At 69.2% G+C, this 25,916-nt stretch carries 22 protein-coding genes; 14 read left to right on the top strand and 8 right to left on the bottom strand.

Annotation, left to right across the window (positions count from 1 at the left end; translation table 11 throughout):
* The first annotated feature begins 16 nt into the window (after positions 1-16).
* From ACOFKX_RS07375 to lpdA, 6 genes are all read left to right on the top strand, one after another.
* Positions 17-1,417 carry a M20/M25/M40 family metallo-hydrolase gene (locus ACOFKX_RS07375; RefSeq protein WP_419826386.1) on the top strand — a complete coding sequence of 467 codons (1,401 nt, stop codon included), beginning with the start codon at positions 17-19 and terminating at the stop codon, positions 1,415-1,417.
* A 137-nt stretch (positions 1,418-1,554) separates the two neighbouring features.
* Positions 1,555-2,517 carry a malate dehydrogenase gene (gene mdh / locus ACOFKX_RS07370; protein ID WP_419826385.1) on the top strand — a complete coding sequence of 321 codons (963 nt, stop codon included), beginning with the start codon at positions 1,555-1,557 and terminating at the stop codon, positions 2,515-2,517.
* 43 nt (positions 2,518-2,560) lie between these two features.
* Positions 2,561-3,445 carry a succinate--CoA ligase subunit alpha gene (gene sucD / locus ACOFKX_RS07365; protein ID WP_419826384.1) on the top strand — a complete coding sequence of 295 codons (885 nt, stop codon included), beginning with the start codon at positions 2,561-2,563 and terminating at the stop codon, positions 3,443-3,445.
* 87 nt (positions 3,446-3,532) lie between these two features.
* Entirely contained in the window at positions 3,533-6,466 is a 2,934-nt protein-coding gene (locus tag ACOFKX_RS07360; protein ID WP_419826383.1) for a 2-oxoglutarate dehydrogenase E1 component, read from the top strand.
* Positions 6,467-6,486: 20 nt separating this feature from the next.
* Positions 6,487-7,719, top strand: a complete 1,233-nt coding sequence (gene odhB / locus ACOFKX_RS07355; RefSeq protein ID WP_419826382.1) for a 2-oxoglutarate dehydrogenase complex dihydrolipoyllysine-residue succinyltransferase — start codon at positions 6,487-6,489, stop codon at positions 7,717-7,719.
* A gap of 55 nt (positions 7,720-7,774) precedes the next feature.
* Positions 7,775-9,166, top strand: a complete 1,392-nt coding sequence (lpdA, locus tag ACOFKX_RS07350) for a dihydrolipoyl dehydrogenase (protein ID WP_419826381.1) — start codon at positions 7,775-7,777, stop codon at positions 9,164-9,166.
* An 18-nt stretch (positions 9,167-9,184) separates the two neighbouring features.
* Here the strand turns inward: lpdA and ACOFKX_RS07345 are convergent, their stop codons facing one another.
* Positions 9,185-11,152: a M1 family metallopeptidase gene (locus tag ACOFKX_RS07345; RefSeq protein ID WP_419826380.1), complete on the bottom strand. Its 1,968-nt coding sequence runs from the start codon at positions 11,150-11,152 to the stop codon at positions 9,185-9,187.
* Positions 11,153-11,243: 91 nt separating this feature from the next.
* Positions 11,244-12,539: a glycoside hydrolase family 130 protein gene (locus ACOFKX_RS07340; RefSeq protein ID WP_419826379.1), complete on the bottom strand. Its 1,296-nt coding sequence runs from the start codon at positions 12,537-12,539 to the stop codon at positions 11,244-11,246.
* 149 nt (positions 12,540-12,688) lie between these two features.
* Here ACOFKX_RS07340 and ACOFKX_RS07335 point away from each other — a divergent pair, with 149 nt between their 5' ends.
* The gene (locus ACOFKX_RS07335; protein ID WP_419826378.1) at positions 12,689-13,057 is read left to right on the top strand and encodes a DUF4440 domain-containing protein; all 369 of its coding nucleotides are present in this window, start codon (positions 12,689-12,691) and stop codon (positions 13,055-13,057) included.
* Complete coding sequence (locus tag ACOFKX_RS07330) at positions 13,054-13,353, top strand: hypothetical protein (protein ID WP_419826377.1); 300 nt, start codon at positions 13,054-13,056, stop codon at positions 13,351-13,353. Before ACOFKX_RS07335 ends, ACOFKX_RS07330 begins: the two co-directional genes overlap by 4 nt.
* 151 nt (positions 13,354-13,504) lie before the next feature.
* Here ACOFKX_RS07330 and ACOFKX_RS07325 read toward each other — a convergent pair whose 3' ends face one another.
* Genes ACOFKX_RS07325 through ACOFKX_RS07300 form a run of 6 tightly spaced genes read right to left on the bottom strand, consistent with a single transcriptional unit; the run spans position 13,505 to position 19,007 of the window.
* Positions 13,505-14,506: a Gfo/Idh/MocA family protein gene (locus ACOFKX_RS07325; RefSeq protein ID WP_419826376.1), complete on the bottom strand. Its 1,002-nt coding sequence runs from the start codon at positions 14,504-14,506 to the stop codon at positions 13,505-13,507.
* The gene (locus ACOFKX_RS07320) at positions 14,499-15,467 is read right to left on the bottom strand and encodes an MDR/zinc-dependent alcohol dehydrogenase-like family protein (RefSeq protein ID WP_419826375.1); all 969 of its coding nucleotides are present in this window, start codon (positions 15,465-15,467) and stop codon (positions 14,499-14,501) included. The genes ACOFKX_RS07325 and ACOFKX_RS07320 overlap by 8 nt, the downstream gene beginning before the upstream one ends.
* A 15-nt stretch (positions 15,468-15,482) precedes the next feature.
* Positions 15,483-16,607 (bottom strand): inositol-3-phosphate synthase, encoded by a 1,125-nt coding sequence (locus ACOFKX_RS07315; protein ID WP_419827375.1) that lies wholly within the window; start codon positions 16,605-16,607, stop codon positions 15,483-15,485.
* Positions 16,607-17,620: a glycosyl hydrolase gene (locus ACOFKX_RS07310; RefSeq protein WP_419826374.1), complete on the bottom strand. Its 1,014-nt coding sequence runs from the start codon at positions 17,618-17,620 to the stop codon at positions 16,607-16,609. The genes ACOFKX_RS07315 and ACOFKX_RS07310 overlap by 1 nt, the downstream gene beginning before the upstream one ends.
* Positions 17,617-18,420: a TIGR04290 family methyltransferase gene (locus ACOFKX_RS07305; RefSeq protein ID WP_419826373.1), complete on the bottom strand. Its 804-nt coding sequence runs from the start codon at positions 18,418-18,420 to the stop codon at positions 17,617-17,619. Before ACOFKX_RS07305 ends, ACOFKX_RS07310 begins: the two co-directional genes overlap by 4 nt.
* Entirely contained in the window at positions 18,417-19,007 is a 591-nt protein-coding gene (locus tag ACOFKX_RS07300; protein ID WP_419826372.1) for a histidine phosphatase family protein, read from the bottom strand. Before ACOFKX_RS07300 ends, ACOFKX_RS07305 begins: the two co-directional genes overlap by 4 nt.
* Positions 19,008-19,243: 236 nt before the next feature.
* Here ACOFKX_RS07300 and ACOFKX_RS07295 point away from each other — a divergent pair, with 236 nt between their 5' ends.
* The 6 genes from ACOFKX_RS07295 to ACOFKX_RS07270 are packed head-to-tail and all read left to right on the top strand — an operon-like array spanning position 19,244 to position 25,889.
* Entirely contained in the window at positions 19,244-20,356 is a 1,113-nt protein-coding gene (locus tag ACOFKX_RS07295; protein WP_419826371.1) for an NAD-dependent epimerase/dehydratase family protein, read from the top strand.
* A complete protein-coding gene (locus ACOFKX_RS07290) occupies positions 20,353-21,420 on the top strand; it encodes an SDR family NAD(P)-dependent oxidoreductase (RefSeq protein ID WP_419826370.1) in 1,068 nt (355 codons plus the stop codon). The genes ACOFKX_RS07295 and ACOFKX_RS07290 overlap by 4 nt, the downstream gene beginning before the upstream one ends.
* The gene (locus ACOFKX_RS07285) at positions 21,420-22,508 is read left to right on the top strand and encodes a glycosyltransferase family 4 protein (protein WP_419826369.1); all 1,089 of its coding nucleotides are present in this window, start codon (positions 21,420-21,422) and stop codon (positions 22,506-22,508) included. Before ACOFKX_RS07290 ends, ACOFKX_RS07285 begins: the two co-directional genes overlap by 1 nt.
* Positions 22,505-23,629 (top strand): CgeB family protein, encoded by a 1,125-nt coding sequence (locus ACOFKX_RS07280; RefSeq protein WP_419826368.1) that lies wholly within the window; start codon positions 22,505-22,507, stop codon positions 23,627-23,629. Before ACOFKX_RS07285 ends, ACOFKX_RS07280 begins: the two co-directional genes overlap by 4 nt.
* Positions 23,626-24,714: a CgeB family protein gene (locus ACOFKX_RS07275; RefSeq protein WP_419826367.1), complete on the top strand. Its 1,089-nt coding sequence runs from the start codon at positions 23,626-23,628 to the stop codon at positions 24,712-24,714. The genes ACOFKX_RS07280 and ACOFKX_RS07275 overlap by 4 nt, the downstream gene beginning before the upstream one ends.
* Positions 24,711-25,889, top strand: a complete 1,179-nt coding sequence (locus ACOFKX_RS07270; protein ID WP_419826366.1) for a CgeB family protein — start codon at positions 24,711-24,713, stop codon at positions 25,887-25,889. The genes ACOFKX_RS07275 and ACOFKX_RS07270 overlap by 4 nt, the downstream gene beginning before the upstream one ends.
* Positions 25,890-25,916: the final 27 nt, after the last annotated feature.

Here is a 25,916-nt window from a genome sequence, read left to right as displayed (position 1 = left end):
AAGGGGATGAACCATCATGCGCCACGCCGTCGCCGCCCTCGCGCTGATCGCCGCCACCGCCGCGCCTGCGGCGCCCGCGACCGATTGGCGCGCCAAGGCGGTCGCGATCCTCGAGCACTCCGTCGACGTGCCGACCGTCGCGGGGCGCGGACGCACGGTGGAGCTCGCCAACTACTATGCCGATCAGCTCAGGGCGGGCGGCTTCCCGGCCTCCGACATCCACGTGCTGCCCTACACGGCGGCGGTGGGCAACGACACCGCCGACCTGATCGTGCGCTGGCCGGCGGAGAACCCGACGCGCAAGCCGCTGCTGCTGATGGGGCACATGGACGTGGTGGAGGCGAAGCCCGAGGACTGGGCGACCACCGATCCCTTCAAGTTCGTCGAGAAGGACGGCTATTACTATGGGCGCGGCGTGCTCGACATGAAGGGGGGCGACGCCGCGCTGGTCGCCACGCTGCTCCGGCTCAGGGCCGAGGGCTTCACGCCTAAGCGCGACATCGTGCTGCTCGTCACCGGCGACGAGGAGACGACGGGCATCGGGGCCAAGCTCGCCGCCACTCAGTATCGCCAGCTCACCGACGCCGAGTTCGGGCTGAACGCGGACGGCGGCGGCGGGCGCGTCGACGCGCAGGGGCGATCGCTCGGCTTCTCGCTCCAGACCGCGGAGAAGACCTATGCCGATTACGAGTTCGCCGTCACCAACAAGGGCGGCCACTCGTCGAAGCCCAGGCCCGACAACGCAATCTATCAACTCGCGCACGCACTGACGCGGCTGGAAGCATACCGCTTCCAGCCCTCGCTCAACGAGACCACGCGAGCCTATTTCGCAGAGCGGGCGAAGCAGGAGAAGGGCGCTCTTGGACAGGCGATGAAGGCGTGGCTCGCCGACGCGGGCGACGGCAAGGCGGCGGACGCGATTGAGGCCGATCCGCAGGAGGTGGGTCTCACGCGCACGCGCTGCGTCGCCACGAGGCTGGCGGGCGGCCATGCCAACAACGCGCTGCCGCAGCGCGCCACCGCCACCGTCAACTGCCGCATCCTGCCCGGCGTCTCGCCCGACGCGATCCGTGACGAGTTGCAGCGCATCGCCGGTGACCCGCAGGTGAAGGTGACGCGGCTCGACGCCTATCCGGCGAGCCTGTCCTCCCCGCTTCGCGGCGATGTCGTGGCCGCCTATACCGCTGCCGTGCACAGGCGGCATCCGGGCGCCGCGATCATCCCGGAGATGAGCACGGGCGCCAGCGACGCTCGGCCGTTCCGCATCGCCGGCGTGCCCGTCTACGGCGTATCGGGCGCGTGGATCGTGAGCCCCGAGGACGAGCGTGCGCACGGCCGCGACGAGCGCCTGCCGGTCAAGAGCTTCGACGACGATCTCGGTCACTGGCACGACATGGTGACGACGCTGGCCGGCTGAGCGCGCCGCCAATCGCCGCGGCATAGTCAAAGCCGGTTGCCCGCCCCGCAGCATGGGGTTAAGCGAACCGCGCTTCCCGGCCGGCCGCCGGTCCTTTCCTCTCGCGGTCGTGCCTTCCGTCGGCCTTTGGAGGGTTCATGGCACGCAAGAAGATCGCGCTCGTCGGCGCGGGCAACATCGGCGGCACGCTGGCGCATCTCGCCGCGCTCAAGGGCCTGGGCGATGTCGTGCTGTTCGACGTCGCAGAAGGCGTGCCGCAGGGCAAGGCGCTCGATCTCTCGCAGTGCGGCCCGGTGGAGGGCTTCGACGCGCAGATCACCGGCTCGAACGACTATGCCGATATCGCCGGCGCCGACGTGGTGATCGTCACCGCCGGTGTCGCGCGCAAGCCCGGCATGAGCCGCGACGATCTGCTCGGCATCAACCTCAAGGTGATGAAGGCGGTCGGCGAGGGCATCAAGGCCAACGCACCCGACGCTTTCGTGATCTGCATCACCAACCCGCTCGACGCCATGGTGTGGGCGCTGCGCGAGTTCTCGGGGCTGCCCGCTAACAAGGTCGTCGGCATGGCGGGCGTGCTGGATTCTGCGCGCTTCTCCACCTTCCTGGCGCAGGAGTTCGGCGTGTCGGTGAAGGACGTGAACAGCTTCGTGCTCGGCGGCCATGGCGACACCATGGTGCCGGTCGCCACCTACTCGACCGTCAACGGCATCCCGGTGCCCGATCTCATCAAGATGGGCCTGTCCACCCAGGAGCGCATCGACGCGATCGTCAAGCGCACGCGCGGCGGCGGTGGCGAGATCGTCGCGCTGCTGAAGACCGGCTCGGCCTTCTACGCGCCGGCGACGTCGGCGATCGCGATGGCGGAAGCCTATCTGTTCGACCAGAAGCGCATCCTGCCGACGGCGGCCTTGTGCTCGGGCGAGTATGGCGTCGACAATCTCTACGTCGGCGTGCCGGTGATGATCGGCGCGGGCGGCGCAGAGAAGATCGTAGAGATCGAGCTCGACGAGGAAGCCAAGGGCAACCTCCAGGTCTCGGTCGACGCGGTCAAGGAGCTGCTCGAGGCCTGCAAGGGCATTGACGAGAGCCTGAAGTAAGATCTCGCGCACCGCGTCTCGACCATCAGAACAGGGAAGCCGAATGTCGATCCTCGTCAACGCCAACACCAAGGTGATCTGCCAGGGGCTCACCGGCAGCCAGGGCACCTTCCACTCCGAGGCGGCGATCGCCTACGGCACGAAGATGGTCGGCGGCGTTACGCCTGGGAAGGGCGGCTCGACGCACATCGGCCTGCCCGTCTTCGACACGGTGCGCGAGGCGGTGAAGGCGACGGGCGCGGGCGCCTCCGTCATCTACGTGCCGCCGCCCTTCGCTGCGGACTCGATCCTGGAGGCGGTGGACGCGCAGGTTCCGCTGATCGTGTGCATCACCGAGGGCATCCCGGTGCTGGACATGGTGAAGGTGAAGCGCGCGCTCTCCGGGTCGAAGTCGCGGCTGATTGGGCCCAACTGCCCAGGCGTGCTGACGCCTGAGGAATGCAAGATCGGCATCATGCCGGGCGCCATCTTCAAGAAGGGATCGGTCGGTGTTGTCTCGCGCTCGGGCACGCTTACCTACGAGGCCGTGTTCCAGACCAGTAACGAGGGTCTCGGCCAGACGACGGCGGTCGGCATCGGCGGCGATCCCGTGAACGGCACGAACTTTATCGACGTCCTGGAGCTGTTCCTCGCCGACGACGACACCAAGTCGATCATCATGATCGGTGAAATCGGCGGCTCGGCCGAGGAGGAGGCCGCGCAGTTCCTCCGCGACGAGGCGAAGCGCGGGCGCAAAAAGCCGATGGTCGGCTTCATCGCCGGTCGCACCGCGCCTCCGGGGCGACGCATGGGCCATGCCGGGGCGATCGTGTCCGGCGGACAGGGCGGTGCGGAGGACAAGATCGCCGCGATGGAGGCGGCGGGTATCGTCGTTTCGCCCAGCCCGTCGGAGCTCGGCACCACCTTGTCGCAGGTACTTAAGGGCTGATTAACCATAGGGCGCCGATCATGCGGCCGATGCGTATCTGAGCCCGGACCCTGCGGCGTCCGATCCGGGCAGGCCAAGGACGGTGACATGGGTTTCGAGGGAGCGTTCGAGAACGACGAACTGGCGGGCGTGAGCCCCGCCTTCGTCGAGGACCTGTATCGCCGGTGGCAGGCCGATCGGGACGGTGTGGACCCGGCCTGGAACCGCTATTTCGACGAGATCGCCGAGGCGATGACCGGGCCGAGCTGGCGGCAACCCAACTGGCCGCCGGCGGACACCGACGCGCTCACCGCTGGCCTCGATCCCACGCAGATGACCGTCGCCGGCAAGGCGCCCAAGGGCGGCAAGCTCGTCGAGATCGCGGCCGCGCTTCCCTCGGAGACGCCCGATGGTGCTACGCTGGCGGCTGCCACGCTCGACTCGATCCGCGCGATGATGCTGATCCGCACCTATCGGGTGCGCGGCCACCTCGCCGCCGAGCTCGATCCGCTCGGCCTCGCCAAGCGCGACGTGCCGGCCGACCTCTCGCCCGAATATCATGGCTTCACCGCAGCCGATCTGGACCGCCCGATATATCTTGGCGGCGCGTTGGGGCTGGAGCGGGCCAGCGTGGGCGAGATCGTCGCTATCCTGCGGCGCAACTACTGCGGCCCTGTCGGCCTCGAATATATGCACATCGGCGACGTGGGCGAGCGGAAGTTCCTTCAGGACCGGATGGAGGGCCAGGACAAAACGATCAGCTTCACGCCCGAGGGCAAGAAGGCGATCCTCTCCAAGGTCATCCAGGGCGAGCAGTACGAGAAGTTCCTGGGCCGCAAATATGTCGGCACGAAGCGTTTCGGCCTTGATGGCGGTGAGTCGATGCTGCCGGCGCTGGAGGCGGTCATCAAGCATGGCGGCCAGACGGGCGTCGAGGAGATCGTGATCGGCATGCCGCATCGCGGCCGGCTCAACGTGCTCGTCAACGTCATGGGCAAGCCCTACCGCGCGGTGTTCAGCGAATTCGCGGGCGGCTCCGCCAACCCGGAAGATGTCGGCGGATCGGGCGACGTAAAGTACCATCTCGGCACTTCGACCGATCGCGAGTTCGACGGGATCAAGGTCCACCTGTCGCTCGCCGCCAACCCGAGCCACCTGGAGGCGGTGGACCCGGTCGTGCTCGGGAAGGCGCGCGCTAAGCAGACCAAGGTCGGCGACGTCGAGCGCCACCGCGTGCTGCCGCTGCTCATGCATGGCGACGCGGCTTTCGCGGGGCAGGGCATCGTGGCCGAGTGCTTCGGCTTCTCGGGCCTGCGCGGCTACAATACCGGCGGCACGATCCACTTCATCGTCAACAATCAGGTCGGCTTCACCACCTCGCCGCAATTCGCGCGCTCGTCCCCCTACCCCTCGGACGTCGCCAAGACCGTTCAGGCGCCGATCCTGCACGTCAACGGCGACGATCCCGAGGCGGTGACCTTCGCCTGCAAGCTCGCCACCGACTTCCGCCAGACGTTCAAGCGCGACGTCGTGATCGACATGTGGTGCTACCGGCGATTCGGCCACAACGAGGGCGACGAGCCGAGCTTCACGCAGCCACTGATGTACGACGAGATCCGCAAGCATCCGCCGGTCTCCGCCATCTACGGCCAGCGGCTGATCGAGCAGGGCGTGATCGACCAGGCCTGGATGGACGGCGAGGCCGAGCGGCTCGTCGCGAACCTCGAAGAGGAGTTCGAGGCTGGCAAGAGCTACCGACCCAACAAGGCCGACTGGTTCGAGGGCGTGTGGAGCGGTCTGTCGCAAGCCACGACCGGCGGCCGCCGCGCGGGCGACACCGGCGTGGACGCGAGCCAGGTCGAGGCGCTGGCGCCGATCCTCACCGTGCCGCCGGCCGACCTCACCATCCACAAGACGCTGGCGCGCGTGCTCGACGCCAAGAAGCAGATGTTCGCGAGCGGCCAGGGTTTCGACTGGGCGACCGCCGAGGCGCTGGCGTTCGGCACGCTGCTGCAGGACGGCTTCGCGGTGCGCCTGTCAGGCCAGGACTCCGCGCGCGGCACGTTCAGCCAGCGTCACGCCGCGTGGATCGACCAGACGGACGGCCGCCGCTTCTACCCGCTCAGCGAGGTCAACCGCAGCTTCCAGGTGCTCGACAGCCCGCTTTCCGAGTTCGGCGTGCTGGGCTTCGAATATGGCTACGCCGGCAACGCGCCCAAGACGCTGGTGCTGTGGGAGGCGCAGTTCGGCGATTTCGCCAACGGCGCGCAGGTCATCATCGACCAGTTCATCGCCGCCGGCGAGGCCAAGTGGCTGCGCGCCAACGGCCTGGTGATGCTGCTGCCCCACGGCTACGAGGGGCAGGGGCCGGAGCATTCGTCGGCGCGGCTGGAGCGCTACCTCCAGCTCTGCGGCGAGGACAATATGCAGGTGGCGAACTGCACCACGCCCGCCAATTATTTCCACATCCTGCGCCGGCAGATGACGCGCGATTTTAGGAAGCCGCTCATCATCATGACGCCCAAGTCGCTGCTGCGGCACAAGGCGGCGGTGTCTCCGATCGAGGATTTCACGGGTGACAGCCGCTTCCACCGCGTGCTGTTCGATCCCGCCGATCCGAAGCCGGCGGACGTGAAGCGGCTGGTGCTGTGCTCGGGCAAGGTCGCCTACGATCTTATCGAGGCGCGCGACGAAGCTGAATTGAAGGATGTTGCAATTCTGCGTGTGGAGCAGCTCTATCCTTTCCCGCACGATGTGGTGATCGAGCGGCTGAAGGTCTATTCCGGCGTCGAGACGGTGGTGTGGGCGCAGGAGGAACCGCGCAACAACGGCGCGTGGACCTTCGTCGAGCCCTGCATCGAGGAGGCGCTGACACAGGCCGGCGTGCGGCCCGCGCGGCCGGTTTATGCCGGTCGCAAGGCTTCGGCGGCCACCGCCACCGGCCTCGCCAAGCGCCACCAGGCCGAGCAGAAGGCGCTAATCGCCGCCGCGCTTGGCCTCGATACCGCCAAGGCCGGCGCCAAGCCTGCGCGCGCCGCCTGACGCCAGCATAAGGACCGTTGATGACTACCGAAGTGAAGGTGCCGACGCTCGGCGAATCGATCACCGAGGCGACGCTGGGCCAGTGGCTGAAGAAGCCGGGCGACACCGTCGCCGCCGACGAGCCGATCGCCAGCCTGGAAACGGACAAGGTCGCGGTCGAGGTGCCGGCGCCGGCGGCGGGCACGATCGGCGCGCTGGTCGTAAAGGAGGGCGACACCGTGTCGGTCGGCGCCGTGATCGCGACGATCGAGGCCGGCGGTGCCGCCGCCGCGCCTGCTCCCGCCGAACAGCCGACCAAGAGCGTGCAGGCGGTCGAGGCCGGCTACGGCAACCACGAGGCCGACCCGCAGGCGGGGGAGGCCTCCAGCCGCAGCCCGGCGCAGAACGCCGCGATGTCGCCGTCGGTGCGCCGTGCCGTCGCCGAGCACGGCATCGACGCCGCGACGCTCACCGGCACCGGCCCGGGCGGCCGCCTCACCAAGGAGGACGTCGCCAAGGCCGCCGCCAACGCGCCGGCGCCCCAGCCCGCCTCGGCCTCCGCCGCCACGGCGGAGCGCCGCGAGGAGCGGCAGCGCATGACGCGGCTGCGCCAGACGGTCGCGCGGCGGCTCAAGGAGGCGCAGAACACCGCCGCGATGCTCACCACGTTCAACGACGTGGACATGACCGCCGTCATGGCGGCGCGCGCGAAGTACAAGGATCTGTTCGAGAAGAAGCACGGCGTGCGGCTGGGCTTCATGGGCTTCTTCGTGAAGGCCGCGTGCATGGCCCTGAAGGACGTGCCCTCCGTCAACGCCTTCATCGAGGGCGAGGAGATCGTCTACCACGACTATGCCGACATATCGGTCGCCGTGTCCGCGCCCAACGGGCTTGTCGTGCCCGTCATCCGCGATGCGCAAGCCATGTCGGTGGCGAAGATCGAGAAGACGATCGGCGATTTCGGCCGCCGCGCCAAGGATGGCACGCTGAAGATCGAAGAGATGAAGGGCGGCACCTTCACCATCTCCAACGGCGGCGTGTTCGGCAGCCTGATGTCCACGCCGATCATCAACCCGCCGCAGTCCGCCGTACTCGGCCTCCACCGCATCGAAGAGCGGCCGGTGGTGATCGGCGGTCAGATCGTGGCGCGGCCGATGATGTATCTCGCGCTCTCCTACGATCACCGCCTGATCGACGGGCGCGAGGCCGTCACCTTCCTCGTCGCGCTCAAGAACGCGATCGAGGATCCGACGCGGCTGCTGATCGACCTGTAAGTTCCTATATATCCGCTGATTGGACCCGCCTCCCGTGCGGGCACGGGAGTGACGCATGGCTGACTACGACTTCGACGTGCTGGTGATCGGCGCCGGCCCCGGCGGCTACGTCGCCGCGATCCGGGCGGCGCAGCTCGGTCTCAGGACGGCTTGCGCCGAGAGTCGCGAGACGCTGGGCGGCACCTGCCTCAACGTCGGCTGCATTCCTTCCAAGGCGCTGCTCCACGCCTCCGAGCTGTTTGAGGAGGCGGCCAACGGCAAGCTCGCCAGCCTCGGCATCGAGGCGACTGCCACCCTCAATCTCGATCAGATGCACGCCAGCCGCAAGGACGCGGTGAAGGGGTTGACCGGCGGCATCGAATATCTGTTCAAGAAGAACAAGGTGGAGTGGCTGAAGGGCGCCGCAGCGTTCACGGGCAAGGACTCGGTGAAGGTCGGCGAGCGCGAGGTGCGCGCCAAGAACATCGTCATCGCCACCGGCTCCTCGGTGACGCCGCTGCCCGGCGTCGCGATCGACGAGACGGTGATCGTCAGCTCCACCGGCGCGCTGGAGCTGGCCAAGGTGCCGGGCCACCTCGTCGTGATCGGCGGCGGGGTCATCGGGCTGGAACTCGGCTCGGTGTGGAAGCGGCTCGGCGCGAAGGTGACGGTGGTCGAATATCTCGACCAGCTCCTGCCCGGCATGGACGCGGAGGTCCGCAAGGAAGCCGCCAAGATCTTCAAGAAGCAGGGGCTGGAGCTCAGGCTCTCCACCAAGGTGACGAAGGCGGAGGCGAGCGGCGGCAAGGCAACGCTGACGGTGGAGCCTGCCGCCGGCGGGACGCCCGAGACGATCGAGGCGGACGCCGTGCTCGTTGCGATCGGGCGGCGGCCCAACACCGACGGCCTCGCGCTCGGCAAGGCGGGGCTCACGGCGAACGCCAAGGGCCAGATCGAGGTTGGCCACGAGTTCGAGACGAACGTGCCCGGCATCTGGGCGATCGGCGACGTGACGCCCGGCCCGATGTTGGCGCACAAGGCCGAAGACGAGGGCATCGCGGTGGCCGAGAACATCGCCGGGCTGACGGGCATCGTGAACCACGACGTGATCCCCAGCGTAGTCTACACCACGCCCGAGATCGCCGGCGTCGGCCTGTCGGAAGAGTTGGCCAAGGAGCGCGGCGCGATCAAGGTCGGCAAGTTCCCGATGATGGCCAACAGCCGCGCCAAGACCAACCACGAGCCCGAGGGCTTCGTGAAGGTGATCGCGGACGCGGAGACCGATCGCGTGCTCGGCGTGTGGATGATCGCGTCGGTCGCGGGCACGATGATCGCGCAGGCCGCGCAGGCGATGGAGTTCGGCGCCACCAGCGAGGATATCGCCTACACCTGCCACGCCCACCCGACGCACGCGGAGGCGTTCAAGGAGGCGGCGATGGCGGTTACGGGCAAGCCCATCCACGTCTAACCGCGCGGGGAGACGGGCTCAGCCCGTCACCGCGTTGTTCGATCGATCGCGGTCCGGCAGCTTGTGATCGGGGTCGAGCTCGGCGCGGACGACACGGCCCCCCGACACGGGCACGTCCGTGGCGGCCTGGCGGATCCACGTCTCGGCGGGCAGGCGCATGTCGCGCTTCGACCCGTCCGCGAAGGTGAGGCGCAGCGTCACCGGCATCACTAGCCGGTCGTGCGTCTCGACGCGCACGAGCGAGCCCGTGCCCGCCCCCGCCGGGAACGGTGCGATTCGCGTGGCGGCGAGATCGAGCTGCCAGTTGTTCGCGTACCAGCCGCGCCACCACCAGGACAGGTCCTCGCCCGCGCCGCTTTCCATCGCCCGGAAGAAGTCCGCCGGGGTCGGATGCTTGTGCGCCCAGGCCGCGACGAAGTGGCGGAATGCGGGGTCGAAGCGATCCGGCCCGAGGATCTGCTCGCGCAAAAGCACGAGGCCGAGCGCGGATTTAAAGTAGGTGACGGGATGGCGCCACGTCTCGACGATCGTGTCGGCGCGCGACAGGATCGCGGGCGCCTGCGGGTCGGCGAGGATCGGCAGGATCTCGTCGACGGGGTTGCCGCCGCCTTCGGCATATTCGCTGTCGCGCTTGGGTGCGTATTCGCCGTCGTGGAAGTCGTCCGATTCATAGACGTCGATGAAGGTGTTGAAGCCCTCGTCCATCCACGCGTCGCGCCGCTCGTCGAAGCCGACGACCATCGGGAACCACGAGTGGCCGATCTCGTGCGCGCTGACCCAGAACAGCTCCTTGCCGCGATCGCTGATGCCGTCGAAGGCGAGGCCGGGATACTCCATGCCGGCGGCGGCGCCGGCTATGTTGGTCGCGGTCGGCCAGGGGAAGGGATACCAGCGCGCGGAGAAGCGCTCGGCTGCGTCCTTGAGATACTCCGTCGATCGGCCCCAGCGGTTGCGGCCTTGCGCCTCCGGCGGGTAGAAAGACTGGGCGAGCGCGACGCCGCCGTTCGGCAGCCGGATCCGCGCCGCATCCCAGGCGAAGCCGCGCGCCGCGCCGAACGCCACGTCGCGTGTGTTCTCCTGCCGATAGTGCCAGGTGCGCGTGCCGCCGGGCGCGGGGCCGCGCGCCGCCCGCTCCGCCTCGTCCGGCGTGCGGATCGCGACTGTCGCGTCGCTCGTGCGCGCGGCGGCGAGACGCTGGCGTTCGGTGGACGACAGCACCTCGTCCGGGTTCCATAACGCTCCCGATCCGGCGACGATCATGCCGGCGGGCACCGTCACCTGATAGTCGAAGTCGCCATATTCCAGGTAGAATTCCTGCGCGAGATAGGGAAGCGTGTCCCACCCTCTCAGGTCGTCGTAGACGGCCATGCGCGGATACCATTGCGCGATCGAGAATTCGTCCCCCGCCTTGGTGGCGGTCCAGCCGGTGCGTCCGCCGACCGCGTCGGGCGGCACGGCGTAGCGGTAGCGGATGCGGATCGTCGCTACGCCCTTGCTGGCCAGCGGCGTCGCGAGGCGGAGTTCGGCGCGGGTATCATCGACGAGCGGCGTGACCGCCCGGCCGTCCACTGTCACCGCCTCCAGCGTTATGCCGTCGGTATACCCTTTCGGCGGGGCGCCTTGCGCGATCTCGCCGCGTGCCCCGACCCGGTAGCGGTTCTGGTCGAGCTGGAGCCACAGCCCGTCGAGCGCGTCGGGGCTGTTGTTGGTGTAGCGGATCTCGACGACCCCAGCAATCGTGCGTGCCTTGGGATCGAGTGTGGCACGGATCGCGTAGTCGGCGCGGTTCTGCCACCATTCGGGGCCGGGCAGGCCGTTGGCCGATCGCACGCGGCTCGGCGCGGGTTGCAGCTCGAAGGGGGCGAAGGCGACGCGCGGATCATAAGGTGTCGCGATCGCCGGCTGTTGCGGCGGCGCGGCGGTGGGCGGGGGCGGCGCGGCGCCCGCGAGGAGCAGGGCGGATAGCAGGACGCGCGACGGCAGCAAGGGCGGCACTCCTCGTAAGCCGTCCACCACAGCATTGCGACTCCCCATCGTCAATCGAGCATGTTGGCGCGGTCGATACGCCGCTCCCGGCTCATTCCATCGCGGCGAGCAGCGCGTCGACCGAGCAGGTGGCGAAGGTCGCGAAATTGTCCGAGATGCCGTAGGGCAGCAGCAGCGTGCGATCGTGAACGATGCCCCCGCACGAGTAGACGACGTTGGGCACATAGCCGTCGCGCTCGCCCGGGCTGGGGCGGAGCAGCGGCTTCGCCGTGCGCGCCAGCAGCTTCGACGGATCGTCGCGATCGAGCAGGCAGGCGCCGACGCAATAATTCCGGACCATTCCGACGCCGTGGGTGAGCACAAGCCAACCCTCGTCGATCTCGATGGGCGAACCGCAATTGCCCATCTGCACGAACTCCCAAGGGTAGCGGGGCTGAACCAGCTTCGCGCCGCCTTCCCAGCACCAGAGATCGTCGGAGGCGAGCAGCCAGATGCTCTCGCTGTCCATGCGCCCGAGCATGTGGAAGCGACCGGCCACGCGCCTCGGGAACAGCGCCATGCCTTTGTAGGCGGCAGCCTTTCCGCGCAGCGGTCGCATCTCGAAGGTGTCCCGCTCGGTACGCCGCATCATCTCCGATCGCGCGGTGCGGCCGTCGAAGGCGGTGTAGGTGCCGTAATAGTCGGCATGGCCATCGTCGTCGGTGAAGCGGACGAGCCGCATATCCTCGATGCCTTGGCGCTGGCTCGGCGCGATGGGGAAGAAGATGCGTTCCGACACGCCGCGGCTGTTCTCGAACGCCACCGTGACCGCGCCGTCATCCTCGGGCGAGCCTTCGATGCGTGGCGAGGTCGCCATCGGGCTCCCGTCCTCCACCGCGAAGCCTTGGGCGGCGCTCCAGGTGCCGAGCCGGAAGGTGACGGAGGAGACGTGGCCCTCGCCGATCCCGCGCAGCGACAGGATGAAGCGGATCGCGCCATCGGGCAATGCGGTCTGATCCGGGTGCAGCACCATGCTGGGGTTGAACAGCGCCGCCGCTTCGAAGGAGTATTCCTGGAGGAGATAGGCTCCGATCACCAGCCGTTGGGCCGGCGATGCCCGTGCCGCGCCGGCTACCTGACGAGCCACATCGTCGAACCGACGAGCGAGGACGGTCTCGACGTCGCGATGGCGCTCGGCGAGCGAGCGGGCGATCGCGTCGCCCAACGCCTTTGCCTCGGCTTCGTCCATCTGCAACACGCGATCGACGACATTGCGGACGCGCGGATGCTCCTCGTCCGCATAGGCGTCCGGGTAGGTGGGATCGAACGGCCGCAGCACGGTGCGGGACGGATCCGGACGCAAGTGAAGTCCGGAATGTTCGAGGATGCCGCAGTCTTCGTCGCTCACCGTTGATCCCCCGTCACATGGTCCGCGAAACGCCGGGCCCCGTAGAAGGTTCGCCAAACGCCGGAGAAGCCGGCGGCTTGTGGCGACGGCGGGAACGAACGGCACCGTTCGGCGCTACCCTTACGATAACGGAGACCGGGAGAGAAACCGTGGACGACAAGCGCGTATGGGCCTTCGAGGAGAGCCTGTGGATTGGCGACGCCGATCACTACCGGGCGCTGATCGACGAGGAGTGCGTCATGGTGCTGCCGACGCCGCCTTATGTACTGAAGTCTCGCGACGCGATCGAGGCGGTGGCGGACACGCCGCGCTGGTCGGAGGTGACGATCTCGCAGGGGCAGATCATGCGCCCGCAGGAAGGCCTCATCGTCATCGCCTACACCGCCGAGGCGCGAAAGGAGGACAGCGGCTATACCGCGCACTGTACGTCCACCTACCGGCGGCTGGCGCACGACGAGTGGCGCGTCGTACAGCATCAGCAGACGCCGCCGATTGCGGTGAAGGGATCGACGGAGTGAGGCGCATCTTGGTCGTCCTGGCAGGCGCGATGCTCGTCGGCGCGGGTGCGGCCGTGGCGCAGCCGGTGGACGCCGCAGGACCGGACGAGCTTGCGGGCGGGCGGCTGGACCTGCGCGGCCCCGATCCTGTCTGGTTAGACGGTGGGGGACTCAATGCCTTCTTCTATCCGAGCGGGTACGACCCGCAATATGGCAGCGAAGGCAAGGTAGGCGACGCAGGGGAGTTCGCCGCCAGCTACGGTTGCCGTCCGATCTGGAACGCCAAGACCGGCCGCACCACCGCATCCTGCCACTGATCCCGGATACTTGCGACCGATCGACCGGGCGGTGATCCCCGCCCTACGAGATCGGGCAACGCGGCGCGGAGAGGCGGGCAGACGAGCGGGAGGATCGCGACCGCGCGCCGGCATCATGGTGTGCGCGGCCTATCGGCAATCTCGCCCCGCGCTACCGTGCCGCCTCGTAAATCCGGTCGAGCACCTCCGCGACGGTTGTCAGCCGCTCGGCCTCGCGATCGAAGCGGGCGCCACCGGCCAGCCGCACCGCCCAGTCCGCCGCGGCGCGGCCGCTCCACTCATCGGGTGGAGCCGTGAGGCGGGTCGCGGCCGTACCGTCGAAACGATGTGCCTCGAAATCGAGGAAGGAGCCGCCGACGTTCCGCAGCGCGACCGCGCCCTGGCGACCGTAGAAAGCCGCCTCGATGATCGCGTCGCGTCCGGCATGGAGCCGCCAAGAGCAGGCGAGCCGGACGACCGGTCCGTCGGCGAGCCGCAGCGTGGCGATCGCAAGATCCTCGACGGCGTCGCCCGCCAGCGGCCGCCCGCCAGCGTAGAGCGTGGCGTCGACGTTCGTCACCTCCGGCCAACCCAACGTCCAAAGCGCCAGATCGACGAGGTGCACGCCGAGATCCACGACGCAGCCGCCGCCGGCCTGCGCCTTGTCGTAGAACCACGGCTTGTCGGGACCGTAGGCGTTGTGGAAGGTCAGCTCGACGAGCTGCACCTCGCCGAGCGCGCCCTCGCGCGCCAGCGGCGCGATCGCCGTCGCCGCCCCGGTGAAGCGATAGGAGAGATCGACCGCGAGCAGGCGATCGGCGGCGCGGGCCGCGGCGACGACGCCTGCGACCTCGCGCGCGTCGCGACCGAGCGGCTTCTGGCAGAAGACCGCCGCGCCGGCTTCCAACGCGCGGGTCGCCTGCGCGGCGTGGAGCGCGCTCGGCGTCGCGATGACGATGCCGTCGAGACCGAGCGCCAGCATCTCGTCGTAGGAGCCGCACACCGCCGCATTAGGCGCGAGCGCGCGCGCGCCGGCGAGCATCTCGGGTGAGGGTTCCACGATCGCGGCGGCTTCGACGGCGCCGGTGGCGAGCATCGCTTCCATACGGCCGCGCCCGATCCAGCCGACGCCGAGGAAACCGACGCAGGGTCTGCCGCGTCCGGGTCTAGTCATAGGTGATGAGAGCCTTGACGAAGCCCTCCGGCTTGTCGCGCGTCGCAGCGAGCGCCTCGCCGAGGCGAGCGAGCGGGTATCGGTGCGTGTAGAGCGCGGCCGGATCGATCCGGCCCGACGCCACGGCCTCGACAGCCTCGTGCAAGCCGCGCCGGCAGACGTCGGGATCGCGTTCGTGCGCGTTGACGACGTCGATGCCCTTCCAGTTCCAGGCCTGCATATTGACCTGGCGTGGACCGTCCTGATGGTAGCCGGCGACGACCAGCCGCCCGCCGAAGCCGACGAGCTCGCCGGCGAGATCGAGCGGCCACTGCTTGCCGACCGCCTCGATCACGCGCTCGCACATCCGTCCGCCGGTGAGCGCGTGGACGGTTTCGATGATGCGCCGATGGTCATCCATCGCCACCGTCTCCGCCGCGCCGAACCGGCGGCCGAGATCGAGGGATTCCTGACGGCGGGAGATCGCGATCACGCGCGCGCCGGCCTCGTTGGCAAGCCGCGTGAGCACCGCGCCGAGAAAGCCGATGCCGACGATCGCCACCGTCTGTCCGGCCTGAATATCGCTCCGCCGGAAGATGTTCATCGCGCAGCCGAGCGGCTCGCCAGGAAAAGGCTTGCCGGCCAAGGCATCGGGCAATCGCACGACGTCTGCGGCCAGGGCGACGTCGTAGCCGGCGAAGGCGTGACCCGACAGCGCCGCGACGCGGTCGCCGATCGCGATGCCGACCACGCCGTCTCCGATCGCGTCGACATGACCCCAGCCTTCGTGGCCCAGCCCGCCGGCGTCGCCGGGGAAGTTCGACCAGGGCAGCCCTTCCCAAGGCTCGACGTTGGACGCACAGACGCCGCATCCCTCAAGGCGGATGCGCACCTCCCCGGCCTGCGGCCGGGGCAAGGCGATCCTCTCGACGCGGATCGTGCCGGGGGCGGTGAGCACCGCCGCGTCCATGGTGTCGTTCAAGGATTCAGGCCCAGATCAGGCGCCGGTCACGTCGTCGGCGGCGATGAAGCGCTCCAGCGCGTCGAACGCCTCATCGTCGGTCGTCTGGTGACGCGGATGCTTGCAGAAATAGGCCGAGGCCGGGTCGATCGGCCCGCCGATGCCGCGATCGGCGGCGAGCTTGGCGCAGCGGATCATGTCGATCGCGACGCCCGCCGAGTTGGGGCTGTCCTCCACCGAGAGGCGGAGCTCGAGGTTCATCGGCACGCCGCCGAAGAGCTGCCCCTCCATGCGCAGGAAGCAGACCTTGTTGTCGTTCTGCCAGGCGACATAGTCGGACGGCCCGACATGGATGTTCTCATCCTCCAGCCGCCGCTCGGCGACGGACTGCACCGCTTCCGTCTTGCTGATCTTCTTGGAGGCGAGCCGGGTGCGTGCGGACATGTTGAGGAAGTCGGTATTGCCGCCGGTATTGAGCTGGTAGGTGCGATCGAGACGCACGCCGCGCTTGCGGAAAAGGTCGGTCAGCACGCGGTGCACGATGGTGGCGCCGAGCTGCGCCTTGATGTCGTCGCCGACGATCGGCACGCCGGCCTCCGCGAAGCGCGCGGCCCAGCCTGCGTCGCTGGCGATGAAGACGGGTATGGCGTTGACGAAGGCGACGCCGGCCTGAAGCGCGCACTCGGCGTAGAATTCGGTGGCCTTCTGGCTGCCGACGGGGAGGTAGTTCATCAGCACGTCGACCCGAGCGTCGCGCAGCGTCGCGATGACCTCGGCCCGGCTGGGCTCGGACGCGTTGGCGGGGAGGAAGGTGCGGTCGTCGTCGGGATAGTCGAGCATGTGCTCGGCGACGCCGTCGAGGATCGCGCCCATCGCCACCGTGGCTCCGCTCGCCGGCACCTCCGGGCAGAAGACGGTGGTGCTGTTCGGCCGCGCGAACACGGCCTCCGCCACGTCGCGGCCGACCTTGCGCGAATCGATATCCCAAGCGGCCACCACGCGGATGTCGGAGGGGCGGTAGCCGCCCAGCTCCTCGTGCATCAGGCCCGTCAGGTCGTTGGCGCCGTCGCGGTAATGGGCGATGCCCTGGACGAGCGAACTCGCGCAGTTGCCGATGCCGACGATGCCGAGGTTGATCGGACGACCCGCGCGCGCGAGCATCACGCGGCGCTCCGCTCGCCGGCGAGCCGCTCGTCGCGATCGAAGTTGAGCGTCGCGAGCCGCGACACTTCCGCGCCCGTCTCCACGAGCGGCTGCACCGCCGCGAGACCCGCCGAGGCGCCGCTCGCAGGCGCGTAGCGATCGATCATCCAGGCGCAGAAATCCGCGAACGCCTGCGGGTCGCGCGCCGGGCTGGTGTGGTGCGGCTCGACGCCCAGATGTTGGGGCGTGAAGCAGAAGGTGACGGTGACGTCGAAGTCGGCGAGCGCCTCCATCTGCCGGTCGAACCAGTCGATCGCGCCGGGACGGAAGCTGTCCGCCCAGGAGAGCCCGGTGCGCAGCCGCCTGGTACCCAGCCGCTTCATCCACGCCACCGCCTCGTCGAGACGGGGATCGTGGAAGTGGAACCACTGCATCAGGCCGATCTTCGCGGCATGAGCGGCGTAGGCTTCCAGCGCGGGCTTCGGCGAGCCGTCCTCGCGGATCAAGCCGAGATAGAAGTGGCGGTAGTAGGAGGAGCCCTCCGCCTCGCGGTGGCGCGTCTCAGCGCCCCAGCTCACCGGCAGATCGAATAGCGAGTACCAGAAGACGCGCGGCACGCGATCCTTAAGGAGCGCAGCAGTGCGCTCCAGCCCGAAGACCTGCACCTCTTCCGCCCCGAACGAGCTGACGCCGACTTCCGTCACCCAGACGGGCTTGGCCGTCACCGCCTCGATCTCCGCGACCTTGTCGGGCCAGGCGGAGAGCGGCCACAGGTTCCAGTCGAGCGGGAAGCCGTGGACCGCGACGGCATCGATCGCGTCCAACGCGCCGTGGCCTTCCATGCGCCTGAGCCAATGCGGGTCGATGGGCGACATGCCGCCCAGCACGCGCGTGATGGCGGGGTTGACGGCGTGGATCGCACCCCCCGCGCGCACCACGTGATCGGCGAACGAACTCCAGTCCGGATCCAGCGCCGGATCCCAGTGCGACTTGTTGTTGGGCTCGTTCCAGATCATCGCCGCTTCGATCACGCGCGCTTTCCCCCCGCCGGATAGGCGGCCATAGGCCCCTCGTTCCACTCGGAAAAGGGCACCGGCGCAGCACGGCATACATAGATCTCGTCGAACGGCCCCGCCTCGATCGCGAAGCCAGCCGCGCGCAGCATACCCTCGACGCAGGCGCGATTGGGCGCCCACCAGTTGGTCCAGTCGCCCGCGAAGCGCCGCTCGATGAAGTGCATCTTGGGGTAGTCGCGATTGTCGAAATAGGTCGGCGGGTCGAAGGTGCCGGGCAGGTGGAAGGGATGATCCTCGGGCACGTCCGCCGCCTCTGTCGAACCCATCTGCATCGACTGGAACAGCAGCATGTCGCCGGCGACGTGCTCGCGAATGAGGTCGAGCGCCAGGAGCGGGTGGCGCAGGTGATAGAGCACGCCCATGAAGATCACGAGGTCGAAGCGCTCGCCGAGCGCGGCGACGTCGTAGACTGACAGGTTGCGGAACTCGATGCCGGTGAAGCCCAGCGCGCTCGTCGCCAGCCGCGCCTGTTCCAGGTAGCGGTCGTCGCTGTCGATGCCGACCACGCGATCCGCGCCGCGCCGCTTCATCTCCACCGAGTAGAAGCCCGCGTTGCAGCCGATGTCGAGCACAGTCTTGCCGGTAAGGTCATCGGGCAGGCACCGGGCGAAGCGCGCGAACTTGAAGGCGGGATAGTCGCCCAGGAAGTGATCGGGCGCGGTCTGCACGCCGCCGAGATCGATGTTGTGGAACCACGGCGCCAGCGCCTCGATCCGGGCACGCAGCACCTCGCGCTCGCTGTCCTGATCGCTCATGCCGCGCGCTCGTTGAGCGCGACGAGGCGCGCGCCGCCGTCTTCCAGCGCGATCGTCGTCAGCGAGGCGGGATCGCAGTCGAAGCCGAGCATCCGATCGAGATCGAGCCCCAGATAGGAGGCGACGACACCGCGGATCACGTCGCAGTGGCTGACGCACAGCACCGCGCCTTTAGCGCCGTCGCGGTCCAGCGCATCGAGGTGGCGGCGCGCGCGCATCACCGCCGCGCCCATCGTCTCGCCGCCTGGTGTGGCGGCGCGGCCGCGTTCTGCATTCCAGAGATGCCAGGCGGGATCGTCGTCGAGGTCCGCGAAGTCGCGACCCGTCCACGCGCCGAAGTCGATCTCGTCGAGCGCGTCGACGATGTCGACCTTGAGCCCGTGCGACTCCGCCAGGATCGCCGCCGTCTCCTGAGCGCGAGGACGCGGGCTCGTCTCCACCCGCGCGATGGGCACCGCCGAGAGACGCACGGCGAGCCGCGCCGCCTCGCCCCGGCCGGTGTCGTTCAGCGCGATCGTGGATCGCCCGCTGAGTACCCGTCCCACTTCGTCGTGCGAACCATGGCGGACGAGATACACCGCTCTCACGAGCACGCCGACGGGACGGACAGCCTCAACATAGAAGCTGCCAACACCCGGACAGTCGTTCGGTTCCAGTCCGTTTGCCGCAACTGGCCCACGTCCGACCCTACAGGTGGAACAAAGAAGAAGAAGATGCTTTGGCACTCTGGACGAGGCGGCCACGGCCGGCCATGACCGATGCTAGATCAAAGCGGGAGAGGCCGGAAGGTCTTGTTTCCGCAGGCTTGGGCAACGGAGGGCGAGTGGAACGCATACTCATCACGGGCGGTGCGGGCTTCATCGGGCGCTTCGTGGCGGACGAGCTGCTGCGCCGCGGTAACGCCGTCCGCGTGCTCGACAGCCTGATCGACCAGGTCCACGGCCAAGCCGACGGATCGAAGATGCTCAACTCGGAGGCGGAGCTGATCCGCGCCGACGTGCGCGATAAGGCGGCGGTCGCGCGCGCGCTCGACGGCGTCGATGCGGTGGTCCATCTCGCCGCCGAGGTGGGCGTCGGCCAGTCCATGTACGAGGTCGAGCGCTACACCTCCACCAACGACGTCGGCACCGCCGTGCTGTTCGAGGCGCTGATCGACAGGCCGGTGCGCCGTGTGGTCACCGCCTCTTCCATGAGCATCTACGGCGAGGGGCTGTACCGTGATGACGACGGCGCGCTGGTGCAGGACGCCGATCGGCCGACATTGCGTGACGGGCAGGCGAACTGGGAGCCGCTCGATGCGTCCGGGCGCCCGCTGTCGCCGGTGGCGACACCCGAGTGGAAGCGGCCGAGCCTCGCGTCGATCTACGCGCTCAACAAATATGTGCAGGAGCGCACGACGCACATCATGGCCGCTCCCTATGGCATGGAGGGCGTGTGCCTGCGGCTGTTCAACGTCTACGGGCCGGGACAGGCCCTCTCCAACCCTTACACGGGCGTGCTGGCGATCTTCGCGTCGCGGCTGCTCAATGGCCAGCAGCCGATGATCTTCGAGGATGGCGAGCAGCGGCGCGACTTCGTCCACGTGTCGGACGTCGCGCGCGCCTTCGTCGACGCGCTGGTGCTGCCGCAGGCGGCGGGCGGCACCTTCAACGTGGGCTCGGGGCATCACCGCTCGGTTCGCGAGATCGCGAGCGAACTCGCGCAGGCGATGGGCAAGAACCAGATCGAGCCCGAGATCGTCGGCAAGGCCCGGATCGGCGACATCCGCCACTGCTTCTGCGACACGACGCTCGCCGCCGACAGGCTCGGCTTCCAGGCGCGCCAGGATTTCCAGCAGGGTCTGGCCGAACTCGCCGAGTGGGTGGCGCAGCAGACCGCGCATGATCGCGTTTCCGAGATGCGCGCCGAACTCGAAGCACGGGGGCTCGTCGCGTGAGCGGCGTCGACGGACGCCCGATCCTCGTCACCGGCGGCGCGGGCTTCATCGGCTCCAACCTCGCCGATCGGTTGGCGGGTGAAGGCCACCGCGTGCTCGTCTACGACGCGCTGTCCAGGCCGGGAGTCGAAACCAACCTCGATTGGCTCCGCTCCCGCCATGGTGATCGCGTCGAGGCGATCGTCGCCGACATCCGCGACGAGGGCAGGCTGGCCGAAGCCGCCGCCGGCGCTGGCGCCGTGTTCCATATGGCGGCGCAGGTGGCGGTGACGACCAGCCTCGTCGATCCGCGCGATGATTTCGCGATCAACATCGTCGGCACGCTCAACCTGCTCGATGCGTTGCGCACGCGCAATCCGGAAGCCCCGATCGTCTTCGCCTCGACCAACAAGGTGTATGGCGATCTCGCCGACATCGAGTTCGTGGCCGAAGGCGACCGCTACGTGCCGGGCCACGCCCACGTGCGCGAGCACGGCATCGGCGAGGACCGCCCGCTCGACTTCCACACACCATATGGCTGCTCCAAGGGCGCGGCCGACCAGTATGTGCTGGACTACGCACGCAGCTACGGCCTGCGCAGCGCCGTCCTGCGCATGAGCTGCATCTACGGACAGCGGCAGATGGGCACCGAGGATCAGGGCTGGGTCGCGCATTTCCTCATCCGCGCTCTCGAGGGCCGACCGATCACGCTGTTCGGCGACGGGCGGCAGGTGCGCGATATCCTGGACGTGTCGGACGCGGTCGACGCCTATATCAACACGTGGCACGGGATCGACGCGGTCGGCGGCCGCGCCTTCAATCTTGGCGGCGGCCCGGCCAACGCGGTTAGCCTGCGTCAGCTCCTCGCCCATATCGGCCGGCTGCTCGGCCGCGAACTCGACATTGATTATTCGGACTGGCGCGCCGGCGACCAGCGCTACTTCGTCGCCGACACGCGCGCGGCGGAGGCGGCGCTCGGCCTTGGCGGGAAGGTGCCGTGGCGGGATGGTGTGGCGCGGCTCGCGCGCTGGCTGGCGGAGGCACGCGGCCTGCCGCTACCGGTCGCGGAGGAGCAGGCGGCCTGATGCTGCCGGTGCGGCTCCTGATGACGGCGGACGCGGTGGGCGGCGTCTGGCAATATGCGCTCGATCTCGCCGGCGCGCTCGCGCCGCTCGGGATCGAGACCGTGCTGGCGCTGCTCGGCCCGCCCCCCGACGACCGCCAGCGCGTCGCGGCATGCGCGGTGGCGGGGCTGCGGCTCGTCGAGACCGGACTGCCGCTCGATTGGCTGGCCGCCGACGAGGCGCAGGTGCAATCGGCGGCGGCTGCGATCGCGCAGCTCGCGGAGCGGGAGGCGGTCGATCTCGTCCAGCTCAACCAGCCGGCGCTGGCCGCCACGCCGATGCCGCGTCCGGCGGTGGCCGTCGTGCACAGCTGCGTCGCGACGTGGTGGGCGGCGGCCGGCCACGGCCCGCTTCCCGAGCGCTTCGCCTGGCAGACGGCGCTGGTGCGCGCCGGGCTCGCGCGCGCCGACGCGATCGTCTGCCCAAGCCGCGCCTTCGCCGAGCGCGTGCGTGAGACCTATCGGTTGGCAGCCAGTCCGCACGTCGTCCACAACGGGCCGCGGGTGCGTCCGGCTGGCATCGACACCCCCGCCGCCTTCGCGCTGACCGCCGGGCGGCTGTGGGACGAGGGCAAGGGCGTGGCCGTGCTCGACCGCGCCGCCGCCCGGATCGGCCTTCGGTTCGAGGCGGCGGGCGCGACGACGAGCCCGGCCGGGGACATGATCCGGCTCGCCCATCTGCACCCGCTCGGCCATCTCGACCACGACGCGCTGGCGTCCCGCCTCGCACTGCGCCCGGTGTTCGCGTCGGCCGCGCGCTACGAGCCGTTCGGCCTCGCCGTGATGGAGGCGGCGCAGGCCGGCTGCGCGCTGGTGCTCGCCGACAACCCGACCTTCCATGAGCTGTGGGATGGTGTCGCGGCCTTCGTCGATCCGGCGGACGATCAAGGCTTCGCGGAGGCGATCGCCGCGCTGGTCGACGATCCGCGGCTGCGGCTCGCGCGGGGCGAGCTGGCGCGCCGCCGCGCCGCGCGCTTCACGCCGGAGGCGATGGCGGCGGGCATGGCCGCTTTCTATCGTGCAATGCTCGTCGAGAGGGCGGCGGCGTGAAGATAGCCTATTTCACCCACTCGCTCGCCTCCTGCTGGAATCACGGCAACGCGCACTTCCTGCGCGGTGCGCTGCGGGCGCTGATCGCGCGGGGCCACGACGTCCGCGCCTTCGAACCCGGCGGCAACTGGAGCCTCGCCAACCTCGTCGGCGATCATGGCGAGGAGGGGCTCGCCGTCTATCGTGCGGCTTATCCCGAACTCTCCTCGACGAGCTTCGCGGTCGGGGCTGACCCGGCGGCGCTGATCGGCGACGCCGACCTCGTCGTCGTCCACGAGTGGAACGATCCCGCGCTGGTCGCCGCGATCGGCCGGGTACGCGCCGAAGGCGGACGTTTCCGCCTGCTGTTCCACGACACGCATCACCGCGCCGTTAGCGACCCGGAGGCGATCCGCGCCTTCGATCTCGACGGCTATGACGGTGTCTTGGCGTTCGGCGAGGCGCTATCCGAAGTCTACCGCCGCTGGGGCTGGTCGGATCGCGTCTGGACGTGGCACGAGGCGGCCGACATCCGCCACTTCCACCCGCCCGCCGACGAGGGTCCGCGCGTCGGTCTCGTGTGGATCGGCAACTGGGGCGACGGCGAGCGGACCGAGGAGCTGGAGACCTTTCTCTTCCGCTCCGCCGCTGAGGCGGGGCTGCCGCTCGACGTCTACGGCGTCCGCTATCCTGACGAGGCACGCGAGACGCTCGCGCGGCACGGCGTGGCCTATCACGGCTGGGCGCCCAACGCGCTGGCGCCCGAGATCTTCGCCCGTCACCTGGCCACCGTCCACGTGCCGCGCCGCTACTACGCGACGATCCTGCCGGGCATCCCGACGATCCGCGTATTTGAGGCGCTGGCCTGCGGCCTGCCGCTGGTCTCCGCACCTTGGGAAGATGCCGAACATCTCTTCCGACCCGGCACCGACTATCTCGTCGCGCGCGACGGGCGCGAGATGGCGCGGCACCTGAAGGCCATCGCCGGCGATCCCGGTCTGCGTGCCGATCTCGCCGCGCGCGGGCTGGAGACGATCCGCGCCCGTCACACCTGCGACCATCGGGTGGACGAGCTGCTGGCGATCGCCGCGACGCTCGGTGCCGCAGCCGTCGAAACTGCTCAAGTGGAGACCGGCGTTTGAAGATCGCCTTCTACGGATCGAGCCTGCTCTCCTCCTACTGGAACGGAGCCGCGACCTATTATCGCGGCATCCTGTCGTCGCTGGCGCGGCACGGTTACTACATCAGCTTCTACGAGCCCGATGCATTCGAGCGGCAGCAGCACCGCGACATCGATCCGCCGGAGTGGTGCCGGTCGGTCGTCTATCCGGCGACCGCGGAAGGGTTGGCCTCCGTGCTCGACGAAGCCGGGGGCGCGGATATCGTCGTCAAGGCCAACGGCGTCGGCGTGTTCGATCGCGAGCTGCTCGAAGGCGTCCTGGCGCGCGCGCGTCCCGGCGCGCTCCGCATCTTCTGGGACGTCGACGCGGCCGCGACGCTCGACGAGATGCGCGGAGACGCCTCTCACCCGGTGCTGCGCGCGCTTCCCGATCTCGACCTGGTGCTCACATACGGTGGCGGCCCGCCGGTGATCGACGCGTATGAGGGCTTCGGCGCGGCGACGTGCGTGCCCGTCTACAACGCGCTCGATCCGGCGACACACCATCCGGTGCCGCCCGATCCGCGCTTCGCTTGCGATCTCGCCTTCCTCGGCAATCGCCTGCCCGACCGCGAGGCACGCGTGGAGGAGTTCTTCCTGAGGCCGGCCGCGATGCTGTCGAAGCGCCGGTTTCTGATCGGCGGCAATGGCTGGGAGACGAAGGCGATGCCCGGCAACGTCCGTCATCGCGGCCACGTCTACACCGCCGAGCACAACGCCTTCAACGCAAGTCCGCTCGCCGTGCTCAACGTCGCGCGCGATTCGATGGCGCATGTCGGCTTCTCGCCCGCCACCCGCGTGTTCGAGGCGGCGGGTGCCGCCGCCTGCCTCGTCACCGATGCGTGGGAAGGAATCGAGCAGTTCCTCAAGCCTCAGGAGGAGGTGCTGGTCGCCCGCGACGGGCAGGACGTCGCCGACCACTTGGCCGCGTTGACGCCGGCGCGCGCCAGGGCGATCGGCACGGCGGCGCTCGCCCGCGTCACCGCCGAGCACACCTACGCGTTGCGCGGACGACAGGTCGACGCGCTGTTTAAGGCGCACGCCGCGCGCCAGCGGGAGCTCGCATGAGGCTCGTCGTCCTGGGGCTCAGCCTGTCCTCCTCCTGGGGCAACGGCCACGCGACGACCTATCGGGCGCTTCTCAAGCACTATGCGGCTCGCGGAAACGACATTCTGTTCCTGGAGCGTGACGTGCCCTGGTATGCGAGCCAGCGCGACCTCGCCGATCCTGCCTGGTGCCGACTCGACTATTACGCGGATGTCGCGGATCTCGCGCGCTTCCGAGACGAGATCGCCCGGGCCGATGCGGTGATCGTCGGCTCCTACGTCCCCGACGGTGTCGCCGTGGCGAGGTTCGCACGCGCGTGGACGCGCGGCGTCCTTGCCTTCTACGACATCGACACGCCGGTGACGTTGGCGAAGCTCGCGCGCGGCGATCACGAATATCTCTCGCCGGACGCGATCCCGGACTTCGACATCTATCTGTCGTTCACCGGCGGCCCGACGCTGGAGCTGATCGAGCGCCGCTACGGATCGCCGGCGGCGCGCGCGCTCTATTGCTCGGTGGACGCCGACGCCTATCGCCCAACCGGCGCGGCCAAGCAGTGGGACCTCTCCTATCTCGGCACCTACAGCCCCGATCGCCAGCCGACGCTCGACCGACTGCTGCTGGAACCCGCCCGCGCCCGGCCCGAGCTGCGCTTCGTCGTCGCCGGGCCGCAATATCCGGCCGAGATCGAGTGGCCCGCCAACGTCGAACGGATCGAGCATCTGCCTCCCGCCGAGCACGCCGCCTTCTACTCGGCGTCGAGGCTGACGCTCAACGTCACCCGCGCCGACATGATCGCGGCCGGCTGGTCGCCGTCGGTCCGGCTGTTCGAGGCGGCCGCGTGCGGCACGCCGATCCTTTCGGATCGCTGGGAGGGGATCGACGGCCTGTTCGCGCCCGAGCGCGAGATCCTGCTCGCCGACAGCAGCGCCGACGCGCTCGCCGCGCTGGATCGCGACGCGGAGGCGATCGGTCGCAACGCCCGCGAGGTGGTACTCGCCGCACACACGGCCGCGCATCGCGCGGGCGAGCTCGACCATTATCTCGCGGAGGCGGCCGCCCGCCTTCGCGCGCCTGCGAGGCCGCCGGACGAACAGGTGACGCGATCGCCCACCGCCCAGCCGACGACGTCGTCGCCCATGGCGCCGTCAATGCCCGGTGTTTCGGCGTCCGGCGCGAAGCGACTGGCGGACTGAACTGATGCTTGCCCTAGATCACCAGCA

The organism is Sphingomonas sp., assembly GCF_965200105.1.
Taxonomy (GTDB): domain Bacteria; phylum Pseudomonadota; class Alphaproteobacteria; order Sphingomonadales; family Sphingomonadaceae; genus Solisphingomonas.
Note: the sequence above shows the minus strand (reverse complement) of the source record. Positions and strands in the feature narration are given on the sequence as shown.